The organism is Sphingomonas populi, from assembly GCF_004208535.1.
GTDB lineage: Bacteria > Pseudomonadota > Alphaproteobacteria > Sphingomonadales > Sphingomonadaceae > Sphingomonas > Sphingomonas populi.
This window is the reverse complement of sequence record NZ_SGIS01000010.1, coordinates 83,099-100,060: the sequence shown is the minus strand read 5'-3', so window position 1 is coordinate 100,060 and position 16,962 is coordinate 83,099. Positions and strand designations below refer to the sequence as shown.

The window sequence follows — 16,962 nt, the reverse complement described above, 5'->3', positions numbered from 1 at the left end:
GCTCAACGCCCCCGCCTCTTCAGAGGGCTTTCGAGGACGCGCGCATCAGCCTCGTCCGAATGCAGGATCGACAGCCGTTGATGGATCATGCGCGCCATGTTGGTGGCCGAGCGATCGGCCATCCCCTGTTCGAACAATGCGCGCCTGCGATGCGTGTTGCGAAGGACCGGCATAGGAGTCTCCCGTGAAGCGGGAGCACGACGGTCTCTCAGCCATCGCGGTGCCCGGGGCGTAAACGACGGTGAGAGCCTATACCACGGTCACGGCCTGCGGCGAAGGCCGAACGGCGGGCGGGATCGCCTGCGGGGTGGAAGCGCGCTCGGCATCCGCGCTATGACCAGCCGATGCGTCACTACGAACACCCTCACCGCCTGCTGGCGATCGGACTCGCCGCGCTGGCGGGCTTCGTCGATGCGCTCGGCTTTTTGAAGCTGGGCGGGATGTTCGTGTCGTTCATGAGCGGCAATTCGACTCGGCTTGCGGTCGGCGTCGCGGGCAACGGGTCCGGCAGTCTGTTCGTGGGCGTGGTGATCGCCGCGTTCGTGATCGGGGTGATGCTGGGGGCCACCGTCGGGCGGATGGGGGGGCAGTGGCGCAAGCAGGCTGTGCTCGGGTTCGTGCTCGCAGAACTGGTGGTCGCGGCGGCGGTGGCGTCGCTCGGCGGTGGCATGGTGGTCGCACCGCTGCTGATGGCAAACGCGATGGGCGCGCTCAACGCGGTGTTCCAGCGCGATGGCGAGGTCAGCGTGGGCGTGACCTATATGACCGGCACGCTCGTCAAATTCGGCCAGCATCTCGCCGCCGCGCTCGCCGGCGGGCCGCGCTTCGCCTGGGTGCCGTATCTACTGCTGTGGCTCGGGCTGGTCACGGGAGCGGTCGCCGGCGCGGCGGTGTTCCCCGCACTGGGCTTGCGCGCGCTGTGGATCGCGGTGGTGGCGACAGTGCTGTTGCTGGCGGCGACGGTGGCTATCGGGCCGGTGCGGGAGGACTGAGCGCACCTATTTTCGGCAGGGATACGCCTTCTTGAACGCCCGCAGCACGACGATGCTGCCCTGCCGGTCGCGATCCGCAGGGTTCTTGTCCATATATTTGACCGTGACCTTGGCGAGCGTCTTGATCGTCGCGTCGGTCGGGATGCAGACCTGCCGCACGTTGCGCCGGTTCGCCCATTGCGTGACGGCGATGCCATCGGCCGCGCCCTCGACATAGCGAAGGCATTGCAGACGCTCGGCCTCGTCGCCCTTGCATAAGGCGTACAGATCCTGCCCGTCCATGAACGTGGCGCTTTCCGCCGCCAGAAGCATCAACAGGCCGATCATGGCACTCTCCTTCTACGCGCTGTTTGCATATCGCGGAGTGATCCACAATCGCAGCCGGGCGGCGGCTTTGGCGATCGGCGCGATCCGGGGTAGAAGGCGGCATGACTCGTTCGATGCCATCGCGCTTTGGCGCGCTCCCGATTGCGTTTGCCCTCGTTGCGGGCGTTTGCTGCTGCCCCGCGTTCGCGCAGGCGCCCGCGCCGTCCGCGACCGACCAGCCCGCACCGCCCGCCAGCGACACGATCCGGCTGAGCGACCGGGAGCGCGATGCGATCCTCGACAGCAACACCGTCGAAAGCGCCGCCGCAGCGCGGGGTGAACTGGGCGAATCAGGCGGTGGTGGACGCGGCATCCACGGCGAGGTCGGCGCGATGATCGGATCGAACGGCACGCGCGGCGCCTATGGCGTGGCGGCGATCCCGCTTGGTGACAATGCCGGGGCGGTGGTGTCGTTTGAGAGCAGCCAGTTCGGCGGATATCGGCGCAGCCGCTGAGCGTGGCGGGGCATTTGATGAAAATCGACATCAATGCGGTAACGCGGATCGCTCGATTTGGATGGGCAGATGAAAGAAATTCGCGCGTTTTTGTTGTCTCCTGTGCCGGCAGCCCTGCTCGGCGCGCTTGTCTCTTGGGCCACCGGCGGCTTTCCGCGCCCTATTTCAATCGCTGTATTCTATCTGTTGCTGCTCTATATAGCGCAATTGCTGTTTGGCTTGGCCGTTCGCGCCTTCCTCATAAATAAGATGCGCAAATCACCCGTAGATTTTGCCTTCGGGGGTGCGGTCATGACCGGAATTCCGTCGATCACCTATCTGCTATGGGCAACGATTCAACGCGAGGCCCATTGGGCCCAGGGGATTGAAGTGCTCGCAGTTTGGTTAGTGCTCGGTGCCCTGACGGGTTTGAGCTATTGGCGCCTTTCGAGGCCGAGCGTCAAAGCGCCAGCGAGAGCCTGAACGGCTGATGTAGGTTGCTCGGGCGACCTAATGACGCCGGCTTCTGGTCCGGTCAGGACAGCACATGATCTATTTACCGTCGTTGAGATCGTCAGGAGAAGCTCCTTCTCCTGACCCCGTCGATGTTTATATCGGAGCTTTACGAACGTGGCGCCAGAAACCCTAATCGAATGGAACGGCGCGACCGTGCGGACATGGCTGGAGCGCCGCATCGTCGCGGCGCGCACGGATCAGGTGCGGGCCGAGCGCGGCGGGTACGAATTTCAGGACGATTGCGACAAGGCGGCGGCCGAGGAGATGGTCTGCGCCGCGCTGAAGGGCAAAGCCTCGGTCGATGTGCAGAGCGCTTTCGCCGAAGAGTTGCGCGGGCTGCTGGCGCGTGACGAGTACATCTGGCGCGGCGTGTATAACGATACGCGGTTCGACCGGCACGTCCGCAGCTACATCCGCAAGCTCGTCAAGATGACCAAGCTCAACAGCGGGTTCGGGAACACCACGCATTATCAGTGACGGCCGATGCCACGATGCGTCGGTTGGCCGATCAGGCCACCTTGCTCCCCGCCCCCACGCCCCCTAGAGCGTCGGCGATGCTTCAGCGCCTCGCTCATGTCCGCAACTGGATCTTCGATCTCGACAACACGCTGTATCCGGCGAGAGCGGACCTGTTCCGCCAGATCGACGCGAAGATGACAGCCTATATCGCCAACCGTTTCGCGGTCGATACAGCGGAAGCCTACCGGCTGCAGAAGAGCTATTTCCTCGGCCACGGCACCACGCTCGCCGGGCTGATGGCCGAGCACGAGGTCGATCCGCACGCGTTCCTCGACTTCGTCCACGATGTCGAGATGGACGTGCTGGAGGAGAACGTTCCGCTCGCCGCCGCGATTGCGCGGTTGCCGGGGCGCAAGATCGTCTTCACCAACGGCGACGGGCCGTATGCCGGGCGCGTGCTGGAGCGGCTCGGGCTGTCGCAGAGCTTTGAGGCGATCCACGACATTCATGCGATGGACCTGATCCCCAAGCCGCAGGCTTCGGCTTACGCGGGGCTGTGCGCCGCGTTCGATCTCGATCCGGCGCAGTCGCTTTTCGCCGACGATATGGCGCGCAACCTCGCGCCGGCCAAGGCGATCGGCATGACGACGGTGTGGGTCGATAACGGCTCCGAACAGGGGCATGACGCCGACCGCGCCTTCATCGACTTTACCACCCACGACATCACGCACTGGCTGCACGACATTCTGGAGGATCAATGAGCGACGACCTGCAAACGACCATCGAGGCGGCATGGGACGCGCGTGATACGATCGGTTTCACGACCGGCGCGCCGGTGCGCGACGCGGTCGAAAGCGCGCTGGCGTTGCTCGATGCCGGCAAGGCGCGCGTCGCCGAGCCGTCGGGGGACGGCTGGGTCGTCAACCAGTGGCTCAAGAAGGCGGTGCTGCTGTCGTTCCGGCTCAACGACAACAGCCTGATCGATGGCGGCGCGGGCGGCGCGGCCGCGTTCGACAAGGTGCCCTCCAAGTTCGCCGGCTGGGGCGAGGCTGAGTTCCGCGCGGGCGGTTTCCGCGTGGTGCCCGGTGCGGTCGCGCGGCGCGGGTCGTTCATCGCCAAGGGCGCGATCCTGATGCCGAGCTTCGTCAACATCGGCGCCTATGTCGGTGAAGGCACGATGGTCGATACCTGGGCGACCGTGGGATCGTGCGCGCAGATCGGCAAGAATGTGCATCTGTCAGGCGGCGCGGGGATCGGCGGTGTGCTCGAACCACTCCAGGCCGATCCAGTCATCATCGGCGACGGCGCGTTCATCGGCGCGCGCGCGGAAGTGGCCGAGGGCGTTCGCGTTGGCGAGGGCGCGGTGCTGTCGATGGGCGTATACCTCGGCGCATCGACCAAGATCATCGATCGCGCGACCGGCGAAGTGCATATCGGATCGGTGCCGCCCTATGCGGTGGTGGTGCCGGGGTCGATCGGCGGCGGGGAGGGCAAACCCGCTTTGTACTGCGCCGTCATCGTCAAGCGCGTGGATGCGCAGACGCGATCGAAGACCAGCATCAACGAACTGCTGCGCGATTGATGCGCGCTTTTGGCCTGTTCGCGCTGCTGTGGGTCGCCGTCGCTCCGGCGGCGGCCGATCCGTTGCCGCTCGAACCGGCCAAGGTGATCGCCACCTTCCCGCATGACACCGGCGCCTATACCGAGGGCCTGTTCTACCGCGACGGCGATCTCTACGAGAGCACCGGCATGGAGGGCCGCTCGACGATCCGGCAGGTCGAGATCAAGACTGGCGCAGTGCGGCGCAAGGTGTCGATTCCACCGTCCGATTTCGGCGAGGGGATCGTCGATTCGGGCGACCAGATCGTCAGCCTGACGTGGCAGGGCGGGCACGGCTATCGCTGGACACTCGGCGGGTTCAAGCGCGTCGGCAGCTTTCGCTATCCCGGCGAAGGCTGGGCGCTGACCAAGGACGCGCACCACATCATCATGTCGGACGGGACGCCGATGCTGCGCTTCCTCGATCCGAAGACGTTGCGAATCGTCAAGCGGGTGAAGGTGACGGCGGATGGCAATCCGGTCGCGAACCTCAACGAGCTCGAATATGTCGATGGCGAAATCCTCGCCAACATCTGGATGACTGACCTGATCGCGCGAATCGACCCCGCCTCGGGGCATGTGATCGGCTGGATCGACGTGAGCGCACTGACCAAGCAGGCCGATGCCGGCGGCGGCGATGCGGTCGCGAACGGGATCGCCTGGGACGCGAAGCAGCGGCGGCTGTTCGTGACCGGCAAGAACTGGCCGCTGCTGTTCGAGATCGCCCCGCCGCATGCGCGGTGAGTGGTAACGCTACCGTCGCCAGCTTGGCTGCGCGAAGTGTTGCGGGCACCACGTGAAGAGTAAAACTCTGAGTAAAAGCTTTCCACCCGCGCGGTGCAAGAAGACTCCCGCTACGCCTCGACAACGTCACATCCGCTGCCTATCCGCAGATCACAGCCATCAGGGGAAACCGTACATGTCGATCGTCAGCAACGTTCTGGACCGCGTCCTCGTCCTCGAAATGGTCCGCGTGACCGAAGCGGCGGCGATCGCCTGCTCGACCCTGATCGGCCACGGTGACGAGAAAGCGGCGGACGCGGCAGCGGTCGATGCGATGCGGACCGCACTTAACAGCCTCTACATGGACGGCACTGTCGTGATCGGCGAGGGCGAGCGCGACGAGGCGCCGATGCTCTACATTGGCGAGAAGGTCGGCTCGGCGATCGGCAAAGGACCGAAGATCGATATCGCGCTCGATCCGCTCGAAGGCACCACGATCTGCGCCACCGCCGGGCCGAACAGCCTCGCAGTGCTGGCGATCGCCGAGGAAGGCGGGCTCCTCAACGCGCCGGACGTGTACATGGACAAGATCGCGGTCGGCCCCGGCTACCCCGACAACATCATCGATCTCGACAAGTCGCCGACCGAGAACGTCAGAGCGGTCGCCGCCGCCAAGGGTGTCGAGCCTTCGAAAATCATGTGTTGCGTGCTCAATCGCCCGCGCCACGAAAAGCTGATCGCCGAACTGCGGTCGCTCGGCTGCGGCGTGATGCTGATCGGCGACGGCGACGTTGCGGGCGTGATCGCGACGACCAACCCCGAGACGACGATCGACATCTACATGGGTTCGGGCGGCGCGCCCGAGGGCGTGCTGGCGGCGGCGGCGCTCCGCTGCGTCGGTGGCCAGTTCAAGGGCCGGCTGCTGTTCCGCAACGACGACGAGCGCGCGCGCGCCGCGAAGTGGGGCGTGACCGATCTCGACAAGCAGTACGACCTCACCGAACTCGCCAAGGGCGACTGCATCTTCGCCGCGACGGGCGTGACCGATGGCTCGCTGCTCGCGGGCGTGAAGCGCAAGAAGGGCGTGATGACCACCGAAAGCGTGGTGATGCGCGCGTCCTCGGGCACGGTACGCTGGGTGAAGGGCGAACACCGGATCTGACGGAATACTCCTCCTCCCCACTGCGTGGGGAGGACTAGAGTGTGCGCTGGAGAAAAAGCACGTCGAGCGAGCGGCCGAATTTTTCGCCGATATCATGGAGCCGACCGACTTCGCGGAAGCCGAGTTTGCCGTGTAGCGCAACCGAGGCGGGTTCGGGGCCGCCGACGACCGCGACCATTTCGCGGAAGCCGGCCGCCGGCGCGGCCGCGATCAGCGCGCCGAGCAACATCGTGCCGACGCCGCTGCCGCGCGCTTCCTCGGCGATGTAGATACTGTCCTCGCACGAGGCGCGATATGCCGCGCGATCCCGAAACTGCGCGGCATAGGCATAGCCGAGCACCCTGCCCTCGCGTTCGGCGACGAGGAAGGGCCAACCGCGCGCAAGAATGTCCGCGATCCTGTCGCGCCAGTGCGCCGCCGTCGGTGGATCGATATCGAAGGTGCCGGTGCCGTGCAGGACGTGGTGCGCGTAAATCGCGGTGACCGCGTCGGCATCGGCTTTGCTTACGGGGCGGATCGTCGTCATGGTCACGCTTTGGCAGAAATACGGGCAGCATCAAACCGTCCCGTTTTCGCGCACCCGGTCGCTCCGCCAGGAATTGCGACCCCCTCCTCCGCCGGCATGTGTTCCATAAGGCTATGAATCCATCGCAATTTCGGTATTTCCGTGCCGCCAACGTGATATGACGCGCGCGTTGAGGACAGGGTCGTCATGATCGACAACAGTATCGAGCCTTTCGACCCGGAAGCGGGTTGGTCGCGACTGGCGGCGGCGAGCGAGCGGCTTGCCACGACTCGTTCGCTCGACGAGGTCGTGGTGGTGCTGCGCGAGACGGCACGCGCGGTCGTCGGCGCGGAGGGCATCGCCGTCGTTATCCGCGAGGCCGATACCTGCTTCTACGCGGCCGAGGATGCGGTCGGCCCACTGTGGATGGGGAGCCGCTTCGCGATCGAAAGCTGCGTGTCGGGCTGGGCGATGCTGAACCGCCAGACGGTCGTTATCCCTGACATCCGCAGCGATGACCGCATCCCGCAGGATGCCTATCGGCCGACCTTCGTGCGCAGCCTGGTGATGGCGCCGGTAGGAAAGCCCGAGCCGATCGCCGCGATCGGCGCGTATTGGTCGGCGGTGCGCGAGCATGACGCCACCGCGATCGCGCGGCTCGAAGCGCTCGCCCGCTCGGCGGCGATCGCGGTCGAGAATGCGCGGCTGCTCGCCTCGATCCGCGACAGCGAGCGTCAGCGTGAGATCGCGCTTGCCGCCGGACGAATGGGGGTATGGTCGGTCGATCTGCCGACCCGCACGCTCAAGACCTCGGCGATGTGCAGGGCCACGTTCGGACGCGATCCCGGGGAAGAATTCTCCTTCGCCGCGATGCGCGCGGCAATCCACCCGGACGATCGCGAAAGCGTCTTCGCGACGATCGCGCAGAGTATTGCCAGCGCCAACGATTGCGATCTCGAACATCGGGTGGTGACGGCCAGCGGCGAGACGTGCTGGATCGCAATCCGCGCACAGCCGACCTATGCGGCGGATGGCACGCCGCTGATGCTCGCCGGCGTCTCGGTCGACATCACTGCGCGCAAGCGGATGGAGGAGGCGCTACGCGACGCCGCCGCCACGTTCGAGCATCTTGTTGTCGAGCGCACGCGCGAACTGGTCCAGACGCAGGAGGCGCTACGCGAGTCGCAGAAACTGGAGGCGATGGGCCAACTCACCGGCGGCGTCGCGCACGATTTCAACAATCTGCTCACCCCGATCATCGGCAGCCTCGATTTGCTGCAACGCCGTGCGGTGGGCGGCGAGCGGGAGCAACGGCTGATTTCGGGCGCGCTCGAATCGGCCGATCGCGCCAAGACCCTGGTGCAGCGGCTGCTCGCCTTCGCACGCCGCCAGCCGCTCAACCCCGGCGCGATCGACATCGTCACGCTGCTGATCGAGATGAGCACGCTGATCGGCACCACGATCGGCCCGCAGATCGCGTTTCACCTCGATATCGCCGACGATTTACCGCTCGCGCACGCGGACGCCAACCAGGTCGAGATGGCGATCCTCAACCTCGCGGTGAACGCACGCGACGCGATGCCCGACGGCGGAGCGCTGACGATCACCGCGAAGCTCGACACCGCCCGGCTGGAGCATCGTGCCGGCTTGAGCGAAGGCCAATATATCCTGTTGTCGGTCGCGGACACCGGCACCGGCATGGACGAGGAAACGCGCACGCGCGCGATCGAGCCGTTCTTCTCGACCAAGGGCGTCGGGCGCGGCACCGGGCTTGGCCTGTCGATGGCGCACGGCCTCGCGCTCCAGCTCGGCGGTGCGCTCGCCGTCACCAGTAAGGTCGGCGCAGGCACGCTGATCGAACTGTGGTTGCCGGTGTCCGATGTCACGATACTCGCGGTCGCCACGCCGCCGGTCGCGGAACCGCCGCTGCAACAGTCGGGCACCGCGCTGCTGGTCGATGACGAGGATCTGGTACGCGCGGCGACCGCCGATATGCTCGCCGAACTGGGTTTCGTGGTGATCGAGGCGCGGTCTGGCGCGGAGGCGCTCGTGCTGTTGGACGCACATGCCAGCATCGATATCCTCGTCACCGACCATGTCATGCCGCATATGACCGGCGCCGAACTGGCGCACGCCGCGATGCTGCGCCGCCCCGGCCTGCGCGTGCTGGTGGTGTCGGGCTATTCCGACGCGGGCGGCCTGTCGCCCGACCTGCCCCGGCTGGAGAAGCCCTTCCGGCAAGCCGATCTCGCGACGCATATCGCCGCGGTGATGCACATGCCGCTGGCGCCGCCCTCCGCCTGATTGGTCAATCCGATCACGGCGATGGTCGCGCGATTGGAAAGAACCCCGAGACAGACCCCGTTCGGATATGGCAGGAAGCGCCGGTGGCGCGCCAAATCGCAAGGGTTGCGGGCGGCCACCGCAGCGGAGTGGGGAATGAAGGCCGGAAGCGAAACACAGGTCGATGGTTCGGGCGAAGGCCGCGACCGGCTGTACCAGCAGCTTGCGCGCAAATTGTTCGAGGATCTGACGTCGGGTCGCTATGCGATCGGCGATCGGCTGCCGGCCGAACGCGACCTCGCGATCGAACATGGCGTCAGCCGCCCGACCGTGCGCGAGGCGATCATCGCGCTCGAGGTGCAGGGCTTCGTCGAGGTGCGGATCGGCGCGGGCGCCTATGTGCGCCGCATTCCGGGCACAGCAGAGACGCCCGGCTTCCACGTCACCGGCTTCGAGTTGATGGAGGCGCGGATCGCGATCGAAGGCGAGGCGGCGGCGCTGGCGGCGGTGCAGATCACCGATGCCGAACTCGATCTGCTCGACGAACTGGTCGAGCGGATCGACCAGCTCAACCGGATGAGCGCCAACCCCGACGATGCTGATGAAACCGACCGCGAATTTCATCAGGTGATCGCGCGGGCGACCCGCAACGCGGCGATGATCAACACCGTCGAGCAAATGTGGCAGTTGCGCGCGAGTTCGCCCGATATCGCGCTGCTGCTCACCAAGGCGCGCGCCGCCAAGGTGAAGCCGGTCGTCGAGGAACATCGTGTGATCGCCGAGGCGCTGCGCTCACGCGATCCGGCGCAGGCGCGGGCGGCGATGCGCGCGCATATCGCGGCGGTGCTCGACCATCTGCTGTTCGCGACCGAAGAGGCGGCTGTCGCCGAGGCGCGGCGCGCGGCGCAGACCACGCGCGAGCGGTTCAGCCGGTTGAGCGGGCTTTAGAGAGCGTCCGTTCGTACCGAGGGTAGCGCAGGCGCCTCGACTGCGCTCGGCACGAACGGAATAGGCGCGCCCTATTCCGCCGCTTGCGCCAGCACCGCGTCCCTCCACACCAGCACCGGCTTGCGCGCCGCCTGCGTCTCATCGAGGCGGCTGCGGGGCGCGAAATGCGGTGCGGTCTTGAGGCTGACGTCACCCGCCTTCGCGCGTTCGGCCACAGAGCGCAGCGCGGCGATGAACTCGTCGATGCCGGCCTTGCTCTCGGTTTCGGTCGGTTCGACCAGCATCGCACCGTGGACGACCAGCGGGAAATAGACCGTCATCGGGTGGAAGCCCTCGTCGATCAGTCCCTTCGCCACGTCGAGCGTCGAGAAGCCCTCCGGGAAGCCATCGTCCGAGAATAAGGCCTCGTGCATGCACGGCCCTGACGCGGCGAAGGGCGCGGACAAAGCGCCCTCCAGGCTGCGCAGGATGTAATTGGCGTTAAGCACAGCATCCTCGGCGACCTGCTTCAGCCCGTCCGCGCCGTGGCTGAGGATGTAGGTGAGCGCGCGGGTGAACATGCCCATCTGGCCGTGGAACGCGACCATCCGGCCGAAGCTCTGTGGGTGGTCGTCGCCGGCGGTCTCTTCCTCGACGAGCGCGAAATGGCCGTCGGCATGCTTGGCGACGAACGGCAGCGGGCCGAACGGCGACAGGGCTTCGGACAGCACCACCGGCCCCGAGCCGGGACCGCCGCCGCCGTGCGGGGTGGAGAAGGTCTTGTGCAGGTTGATGTGCATCGCGTCGATGCCGAGATCGCCCGGGCGGACCTTGCCGACGATCGCGTTGAAGTTGGCGCCGTCGCAATAGACGAAGCCGCCGACCGCGTGGACCGCGTCCGAGATCGTCTTCATGTCGCGCTCGAACAGGCCGCAGGTGTTGGGGTTGGTGATCATCACCGCTGCCACATCCGGGCCGAGCCGGGCGATCAGCGCGGCGCTATCGACGCGACCCTCGGCGGTGGCGGGGATGTTCTCGACCGCATAGCCCGCAAACGCGGCGGTCGCCGGGTTGGTGCCGTGCGCGCTTTCGGGGACGAGGATGACCTTGCGGTGCCCCTCGCCCTTCGCCTCAAGCGCCGCCTTGATCGCGAGGATGCCGCACAATTCACCGTGCGCGCCCGCCTTGGGGCTCATCGCGACGCCGTGCATGCCCGTCAGCGTGATGAGCCACACCGCGAGTTCCTGGATCACCGCCAGCGCACCCTGCACGGTATCGACCGGCTGGAGCGGGTGGACGTCGGCGAAACCGGGCAGCCGCGCCATCTTTTCGTTGAGGCGCGGATTGTGCTTCATCGTGCACGAGCCGAGCGGGAACAACCCGAGGTCGATCGCGTAATTCTGGCGGCTGAGGCGGGTGTAGTGCCGCATCGCCTCGGGCTCGGACAGGCCCGGCAGGCCGATCGCGGTGGTGCGTTCGAGGTTGCCGAGGCGCGGCTTGCCGGCGGGCGGCTCGGCGAGATCGACGCCGGTGGTGAGCGTTGAGCCGACCTCGAAGATCAGCGGCTCTTCAAGCATCAGCGCGCGGTTGCCGGTGACGGTCGCGGGGGCTGCGTTGGCGGCGGTCTCAGGGCGCTCGGGGCGCCAGCCAGCGGGATTGATGCTCATGCCAGTTCCTCCGCGAGCGCCTGGGCCAGCGCTTCGACATCGTCTTCGGTGGTGGTTTCGGTGACGGCGACGACGAGGCCGTTCGCCAGCGCGCCCTCACCCGGATAAAGCCGCCCCAGCGACACGCCGGCGAGAATGCCGCGATCGGCCAGCGCGCGCACGACCGGGCGCGCTTCCTTGCTCAACTTTAGCGTGAACTCGTTGAAGAAGCTGGTGTTGACCAGCTCGACACCCGGCACTTCGGCGAGCCGGTCGGCCGCCGCAGCAGCGCCGAGATGGTTGAGATCGGCGAGCCGTCGCAGCCCGGCTTCGCCCAGCAGCGTCATGTGCGCCGACATCGCCAGCGCGCACAACACCGAGGAGGTGCAGATGTTCGAGGTCGCCTTCTCACGTCGGATATGCTGCTCGCGGGTCGAGAGTGTCAGCACGAAGCCGCGCTTGCCCTCGGCATCGACGGTCTCGCCGCACAGCCGGCCGGGCATCTGGCGGACATATTTGTCCTTGCAGCCGAACAAGCCAACATAAGGTCCGCCGAACTGGAGGCCGACGCCCAGCGACTGACCTTCGCCGACGACGATGTCCGCGTCCATTTCGCCGGGCGAGCGGATCGCGCCCAGCGCGACCGGCTCGGTGACAACCGCGACCAGCAGCGCCTTGTTGGCGTGGCACGCGTCGGCGAGCGCGGAGAGATCAGCGATGCGGCCGAGGATGTCGGGATATTGCACGACCACGCACGAGGTCTCGCCGTCGATCTTCGCGATCAGCGCGTCGATGCCGAAGTCATCATCGAGCGTCGGCAGCGCGGTATCGAGCGCGTCGCCGGTGTATTTCGCCATCGTCTTCGCGACCGAGACGTAATGCGGGTGCAGGCCCGGCGAGAGGATCGCCTTGGCGCGCTTGGTGATGCGGCGCGCCATGCCGATCGCTTCCCAGCACGCGGTCGAACCGTCGTACATCGAGGCGTTGGCGACATCGGTGCCGAGCAGCCGCGCGACCTGGGTCTGGAATTCGAACATCACCTGCAACGTGCCCTGCGCGATCTCGGGCTGGTAGGGCGTGTAGGCGGTGAGGAACTCGCCGCGCTGGATGATGTGATCGACGCTGGCCGGCACATGATGCCGGTATGCGCCGCAGCCGAGGAAGAACGGCACCTGCCCGGCGACCGTGTTGCGCGCGGCAAGCGCGCTCATGTGGCGCTCGACCGCCATCTCGCTGGCGTGCATCGGCAGCCCGGCGATCGGCCCCGACAGGCGCGCGGCCTCGGGCACGTCGATAAACAGGTCATCGATCGAGGACGCGCCGACCACGCTGAGCATCGCCTGGCGATCGGTATCGGTTAAGGGCAGGTAGCGCATTCGGATCTCCTCCCCTCCCGCGTGCGGGAGGGGCTGGGGGAGGGCTTGTCCGCACACATCCGGCGGGAGGGTGGACAGGCCCTCCCCCGCCCCCTCCCGCACGCGGGAGGGGAGAAAGGTTTACTGCTTCGCGACGAACGCCGCGTAGGCGGCTTCATCCATCAGGCTCGCCAATTCCGAAGGATCGGACAGCGTCAGCTTGAAGAACCAGCCCTGCCCTTCGGCATCCTCGTTGACCAACGCCGGATTGTCGGCGAGCGCGGGATTGCCCTCGGTCACCGTGCCGGACACCGGCGCGTAGACGTCCGACGCAGCCTTGACGCTCTCGACCACGGCGGCGTCGCCGCCCTTGGTCAGCGCCTTGCCGGCCTCGGGCACATCGACGAACACGATGTCGCCGAGCTGCCCTTGCGCGAATTCGGAGATGCCGACCGTGCCGGTATCGCCCTCGACATCGACCCACTCATGATCTTCGGTGAAATAGCGGCTCATGGCACGGGCCTCCTGTTAGCGGACGTAGTGGTGGGGAATGAACGGCATCGCGGTGACGGTCGCGTGATGGACCTTGCCGCGCTGCGAAAGCTGGATGCGGGTGCCGATCGCGGCGAGCGCGGCGGGCACATAGGCCATCGCGATCGGCGCGTTGAGGCTGGGCGCGAACCCGCCCGAGGTGACGCGGCCGACTTCACCGCCATCGGCACCAAGCACGGCGGCGCCTTCGCGCACCGGCTGGCGGCCTTCGACGAGCAAACCGACACGCTTGACGGCGGGACCGCCCTCGCGCTCGGCGAGGATTCGCGTCGCGCCGGGGAAATTGGCTTCCTCACGGCGGCGCTTGGAGAGCGCGAAGCCGAGATCGGCGACGACCGGCGTGATCGCCTCGTCGAGATCATGGCCGTAGAGCGGCAGGCCCGCCTCCAGCCGCAGCGAGTCGCGCGCACCGAGGCCAATCGGCTTGACCTCGGGCTGCGCGCACAGTGCGTCGGCGAGCGCCTCGACATATGCGCCGTCGATCGAAATCTCGAAACCGTCCTCGCCGGTATAGCCGGAGCGGCCGATCCACACCGGCTTGCCGTCCCATTCGAATGGCGCGGCGGTCATGAAGACGAGATCGCGCACGCCCGGCACCAGCCGCGCCAGCGCATCGACCGCCTTCGGCCCCTGCAACGCGAGCAGCGCCTGATCTTCCATGTGGTTGATCAGCACGTCCTCGGGCAGTTGATCGAGGAAATAGGCGATATCGTCGAATTTGGTCGCGCCGTTGACGACCATATAGAGGCCCTGCACGTCGAACGGATTCTCATCGGGCAGGCGCGTGACCATCAGATCGTCGAGAATGCCGCCATCCTCGGCGAGCAGCAGCGAGTAGCGCTGACGGCCCGGCTTCAGCCCAGCGATGTCGCCGGGCAGGACCGATTCGAGCGCGCCATCGAGATCGGCGCCGTCTTCGGTGCGGAACAGCAACTGGCCCATGTGGCTGACGTCGAACAGCCCCGCCGAGTCGCGCACCCACAGATGCTCGGGCATTACGCCTTCATATTGGACGGGCATGTGGTAGCCGGCGAACTCGACCATGCGGCCGCCCCGCGCCCGGTGCCACGCGTCGAGCGGCAGCGTCAGGATGGCAGGCTCTTCGCCGGTATCGTCGATCAAATCTGCTTCGCTCATGCCGGTCTCCATGCATAGGTCAGACGGCGAACACGGCGCGCACGCATGCCCGCCACGGTTCACCGCCCCCTCTGTCACGGAACCTGAGAGCTTTCACCAGCCGAATGAACGGATGGTTTACCCCTTCGGTGGGCCGCGCGAGATGTGCGAGGCCGCTTTCCAGAGTGTCGATTCGACCGGCACGGTCCACTTTGCCTGAGAGATTCCGGGGCGGTTGCTCCTTCGGCGGCGGGTCTCCCCGCACTCTCCCGTGCCTGCCCATGCCGGTTGCCCGGCATCGACGGGTTCGGTGTGACGCGGTGCAGCAACGGTGTCAATCGGAGTCGGCGTGGTAAGCGTGAAATAGGCTCCCGGCATCCAGCCCATCCGTGCTGACGGCTCAAAACCCTCCCGTTCGTGCTGATCTTGTCGAAACACGTTTCCCCATCCGCTCGCGTTGAGTTTGGGGCACGCCCTTCGAGGTCGCTCAGGACGACCAGAAAGCAGGTTGCGCCCTCACCTTACCGCGTCGCGTTGTACTTGAGCTGGTCGTCGGTGAGCTGGAAGCCGACCAGCGCCTCGAAGGTGGCGCGGGCGACGGCCTGACGGATGTCGGGGCGGGTCAGCGGGTCGGTGGCGGCATCCTGCTCGCCCGCCTTGCGCTTCTCGGTCAGCTTGTCGCGGACTTCCTTGGGCAAGGTCGCCGCCGAACGATCGACGCTGGCGCCGCCGGTGCCGGTCGCGCTCGCCCGCACGCTGCCGGCATCGAAGTGCAGCGTGACGTGGCCGATGCGCTTGGCGACGACGGCGGTGCCGCCCTGCATCACCGCGACGAAGAACGGCAGCGTCACGTCGCGCGCACCCTCGGCGCTGGCACGGCGCGCGCGCACGTCGAAGGTGACGGTGGTGGCGATGTTCTCGGTCTGGTCGTTGCAGGTCGAGCGGACGTTGGTGAGCGTCGCTACGACGTCGATCGCCTTGGCGTCGCGGCTCTGCGGCGGGTTGAAGAGGGTGATGTCGCCCGTCGCGGCCGGCACGGCGACCGTCGGACAGGCCGAGCGGATCGCGGAAATCCCCCCGGTCTCATCGAAATCGCCGACCGTGGAGCACCCCGCGAGCACCGTGAGGAGAGCGGGAGCGGCGAATTTGCGGCCTGTCAGGAACATACGCACCTTAGTCACGAAGGAAGGGGCCGCGGCTTGTGATCGCCCGGCCCCGATGGCATGGCACCATAGGAAGCGGCTTCCGCCCGTGCAAGCAATCGCGTAGAAGGTTCGGCAATGACCCCCTCTCCCAGCCAAGCGCCCGGCAAACCCCGGCTCGACCTCGTGATCGCCGCACCGCGCGGGTTTTGCGCAGGTGTCGACCGTGCCATCCAGATCGTCGAACTGGCGATCGAGAAACATGGCGCGCCGGTCTATGTCCGCCACGAGATCGTCCACAACAAGCATGTTGTGGACGCGTTGAAGGCCAAGGGCGCCGTGTTCGTCGAGGAACTGGACGAAGTGCCAGACGCGGCGCCGGTGGTGTTCTCCGCGCATGGCGTGCCCAAATCGGTCCCCGCCGAGGCGACCGTGCGCGGGCTGTCGTGGCTCGATGCGACCTGCCCGTTGGTGTCGAAGGTCCACCGCCAGGCCGAGCGGCATGTTGCCAATGGCCGCCACATCGTCTTCATCGGCCATGCCGGCCATCCCGAGGTGATCGGCACGCTCGGCCAGGTTCCAGCGGGGGCGATGTCGCTCCTGGAAACCTGCGCGGACGTGGCAGCTTTCGAACCGGCCGATCCCGACAATCTCGCTTTCCTCACGCAGACGACGCTGTCGGTCGACGACACGGCGGAGATCGTCGCCGCGCTGAAGGCGAAGTTCCCGACCATCCAGGGGCCGCGCGGCGAGGATATTTGCTACGCCACCTCGAACCGGCAGGAAGCGGTGAAGGCGATCGCGCAGGATTGCGATGCGATGCTGGTGATCGGCGCATACAATTCGTCAAATTCGGTGCGGCTGGTCGAGGTGTCACGGCGCCAAGGCACGCCCGCGCAGTTGATTCCTAGCGCCTCCGAACTGGACTTCTCCTTCCTCGAGGGGGTGAAGACGCTCGGCATCAGCGCCGGCGCGTCGGCGCCCGAAGTGCTGGTGCGCGATCTCGTCGCCAAGCTGGCGGAGCGCTTCGACATCGTCGAGCGTGAGGTCGAGACGACGCGCGAGACGATCGCCTTCAAGCTGCCGCGCGGCCTCGAAGCCGCCGCGTGACGGTTTTCTCAATGCCGTTCTCCCGCGCAAGCGGGAGCCCAGAGCCAAGCAGCGCCGCGTTCGTGGCTCTGGACC

General features: G+C 66.7%; 19 protein-coding genes and 2 riboswitches. Of the genes, 11 read left to right on the top strand and 8 right to left on the bottom strand.

The window, feature by feature from the left end:
• Positions 1–2: 2 nt before the first annotated feature.
• Positions 3–173: a hypothetical protein gene (locus EWE75_RS24950; protein ID WP_165388306.1), complete on the bottom strand. Its 171-nt coding sequence runs from the start codon at positions 171–173 to the stop codon at positions 3–5.
• Positions 174–344: 171 nt separating this feature from the next.
• Here EWE75_RS24950 and EWE75_RS08685 point away from each other — a divergent pair, with 171 nt between their 5' ends.
• Positions 345–992, top strand: coding sequence for a YoaK family protein (locus tag EWE75_RS08685; RefSeq protein ID WP_130156505.1), 648 nt, complete (start codon positions 345–347; stop codon positions 990–992).
• Between the two features lie 6 nt (positions 993–998).
• Here EWE75_RS08685 and EWE75_RS08680 read toward each other — a convergent pair whose 3' ends face one another.
• Complete coding sequence (locus tag EWE75_RS08680) at positions 999–1,319, bottom strand: Rap1a/Tai family immunity protein (protein WP_130156503.1); 321 nt, start codon at positions 1,317–1,319, stop codon at positions 999–1,001.
• 101 nt (positions 1,320–1,420) lie between these two features.
• On the opposite strand from EWE75_RS08680, the gene EWE75_RS08675 reads away from it, so the two are divergent.
• The 7 genes from EWE75_RS08675 to glpX all read left to right on the top strand — a co-directional run bounded on the left by EWE75_RS08675 (position 1,421) and on the right by glpX (position 6,251).
• A complete protein-coding gene (locus EWE75_RS08675; protein ID WP_231708280.1) occupies positions 1,421–1,813 on the top strand; it encodes a hypothetical protein in 393 nt (130 codons plus the stop codon).
• Positions 1,814–1,882: 69 nt separating this feature from the next.
• Entirely contained in the window at positions 1,883–2,275 is a 393-nt protein-coding gene (locus EWE75_RS08670) for a hypothetical protein (RefSeq protein WP_130156501.1), read from the top strand.
• A gap of 147 nt (positions 2,276–2,422) precedes the next feature.
• Positions 2,423–2,785, top strand: a complete 363-nt coding sequence (locus tag EWE75_RS08665) for a hypothetical protein (RefSeq protein ID WP_231708279.1) — start codon at positions 2,423–2,425, stop codon at positions 2,783–2,785.
• Between the two features lie 77 nt (positions 2,786–2,862).
• Positions 2,863–3,528: a pyrimidine 5'-nucleotidase gene (locus EWE75_RS08660; RefSeq protein ID WP_130156499.1), complete on the top strand. Its 666-nt coding sequence runs from the start codon at positions 2,863–2,865 to the stop codon at positions 3,526–3,528.
• Positions 3,525–4,349: a 2,3,4,5-tetrahydropyridine-2,6-dicarboxylate N-succinyltransferase gene (gene dapD, locus EWE75_RS08655; RefSeq protein ID WP_130156497.1), complete on the top strand. Its 825-nt coding sequence runs from the start codon at positions 3,525–3,527 to the stop codon at positions 4,347–4,349. The genes EWE75_RS08660 and dapD overlap by 4 nt, the downstream gene beginning before the upstream one ends.
• Positions 4,349–5,110, top strand: a complete 762-nt coding sequence (locus tag EWE75_RS08650) for a glutaminyl-peptide cyclotransferase (RefSeq protein ID WP_130156495.1) — start codon at positions 4,349–4,351, stop codon at positions 5,108–5,110. The genes dapD and EWE75_RS08650 overlap by 1 nt, the downstream gene beginning before the upstream one ends.
• A gap of 175 nt (positions 5,111–5,285) precedes the next feature.
• Positions 5,286–6,251, top strand: coding sequence for a class II fructose-bisphosphatase (gene glpX, locus EWE75_RS08645; RefSeq protein WP_130156493.1), 966 nt, complete (start codon positions 5,286–5,288; stop codon positions 6,249–6,251).
• A gap of 34 nt (positions 6,252–6,285) precedes the next feature.
• Here the strand turns inward: glpX and EWE75_RS08640 are convergent, their stop codons facing one another.
• Positions 6,286–6,777, bottom strand: coding sequence for a GNAT family N-acetyltransferase (locus EWE75_RS08640; RefSeq protein ID WP_130156491.1), 492 nt, complete (start codon positions 6,775–6,777; stop codon positions 6,286–6,288).
• 186 nt (positions 6,778–6,963) lie between these two features.
• Between EWE75_RS08640 and EWE75_RS08635 the strand changes: the two genes are divergently transcribed.
• Complete coding sequence (locus EWE75_RS08635; RefSeq protein ID WP_206364724.1) at positions 6,964–9,060, top strand: ATP-binding protein; 2,097 nt, start codon at positions 6,964–6,966, stop codon at positions 9,058–9,060.
• A 135-nt stretch (positions 9,061–9,195) separates the two neighbouring features.
• Positions 9,196–9,987: a FadR/GntR family transcriptional regulator gene (locus EWE75_RS08630; protein ID WP_130156489.1), complete on the top strand. Its 792-nt coding sequence runs from the start codon at positions 9,196–9,198 to the stop codon at positions 9,985–9,987.
• 71 nt (positions 9,988–10,058) lie between these two features.
• Here EWE75_RS08630 and gcvPB read toward each other — a convergent pair whose 3' ends face one another.
• The 5 genes from gcvPB to EWE75_RS08605 all read right to left on the bottom strand — a co-directional run bounded on the left by gcvPB (position 10,059) and on the right by EWE75_RS08605 (position 15,801).
• A complete protein-coding gene (gene gcvPB, locus EWE75_RS08625) occupies positions 10,059–11,633 on the bottom strand; it encodes an aminomethyl-transferring glycine dehydrogenase subunit GcvPB (protein WP_130156487.1) in 1,575 nt (524 codons plus the stop codon).
• On the bottom strand, positions 11,630–12,988 hold the full coding sequence (gcvPA, locus tag EWE75_RS08620; RefSeq protein WP_130156485.1) for an aminomethyl-transferring glycine dehydrogenase subunit GcvPA: 1,359 nt from the start codon (positions 12,986–12,988) through the stop codon (positions 11,630–11,632). The genes gcvPB and gcvPA overlap by 4 nt, the downstream gene beginning before the upstream one ends.
• A gap of 120 nt (positions 12,989–13,108) precedes the next feature.
• The gene (gene gcvH / locus EWE75_RS08615) at positions 13,109–13,480 is read right to left on the bottom strand and encodes a glycine cleavage system protein GcvH (protein ID WP_130156483.1); all 372 of its coding nucleotides are present in this window, start codon (positions 13,478–13,480) and stop codon (positions 13,109–13,111) included.
• 15 nt (positions 13,481–13,495) lie between these two features.
• Positions 13,496–14,656, bottom strand: coding sequence for a glycine cleavage system aminomethyltransferase GcvT (gene gcvT, locus EWE75_RS08610; protein ID WP_130156481.1), 1,161 nt, complete (start codon positions 14,654–14,656; stop codon positions 13,496–13,498).
• A 62-nt stretch (positions 14,657–14,718) separates the two neighbouring features.
• A riboswitch (glycine riboswitch) is annotated at positions 14,719–14,828 on the bottom strand.
• Positions 14,829–14,917, bottom strand: a riboswitch (glycine riboswitch).
• Positions 14,918–15,156: 239 nt separating this feature from the next.
• On the bottom strand, positions 15,157–15,801 hold the full coding sequence (locus tag EWE75_RS08605) for a hypothetical protein (protein ID WP_130156479.1): 645 nt from the start codon (positions 15,799–15,801) through the stop codon (positions 15,157–15,159).
• A gap of 114 nt (positions 15,802–15,915) precedes the next feature.
• On the opposite strand from EWE75_RS08605, the gene ispH reads away from it, so the two are divergent.
• Positions 15,916–16,887, top strand: coding sequence for a 4-hydroxy-3-methylbut-2-enyl diphosphate reductase (ispH, locus tag EWE75_RS08600; RefSeq protein WP_130156477.1), 972 nt, complete (start codon positions 15,916–15,918; stop codon positions 16,885–16,887).
• Positions 16,888–16,962: the final 75 nt, after the last annotated feature.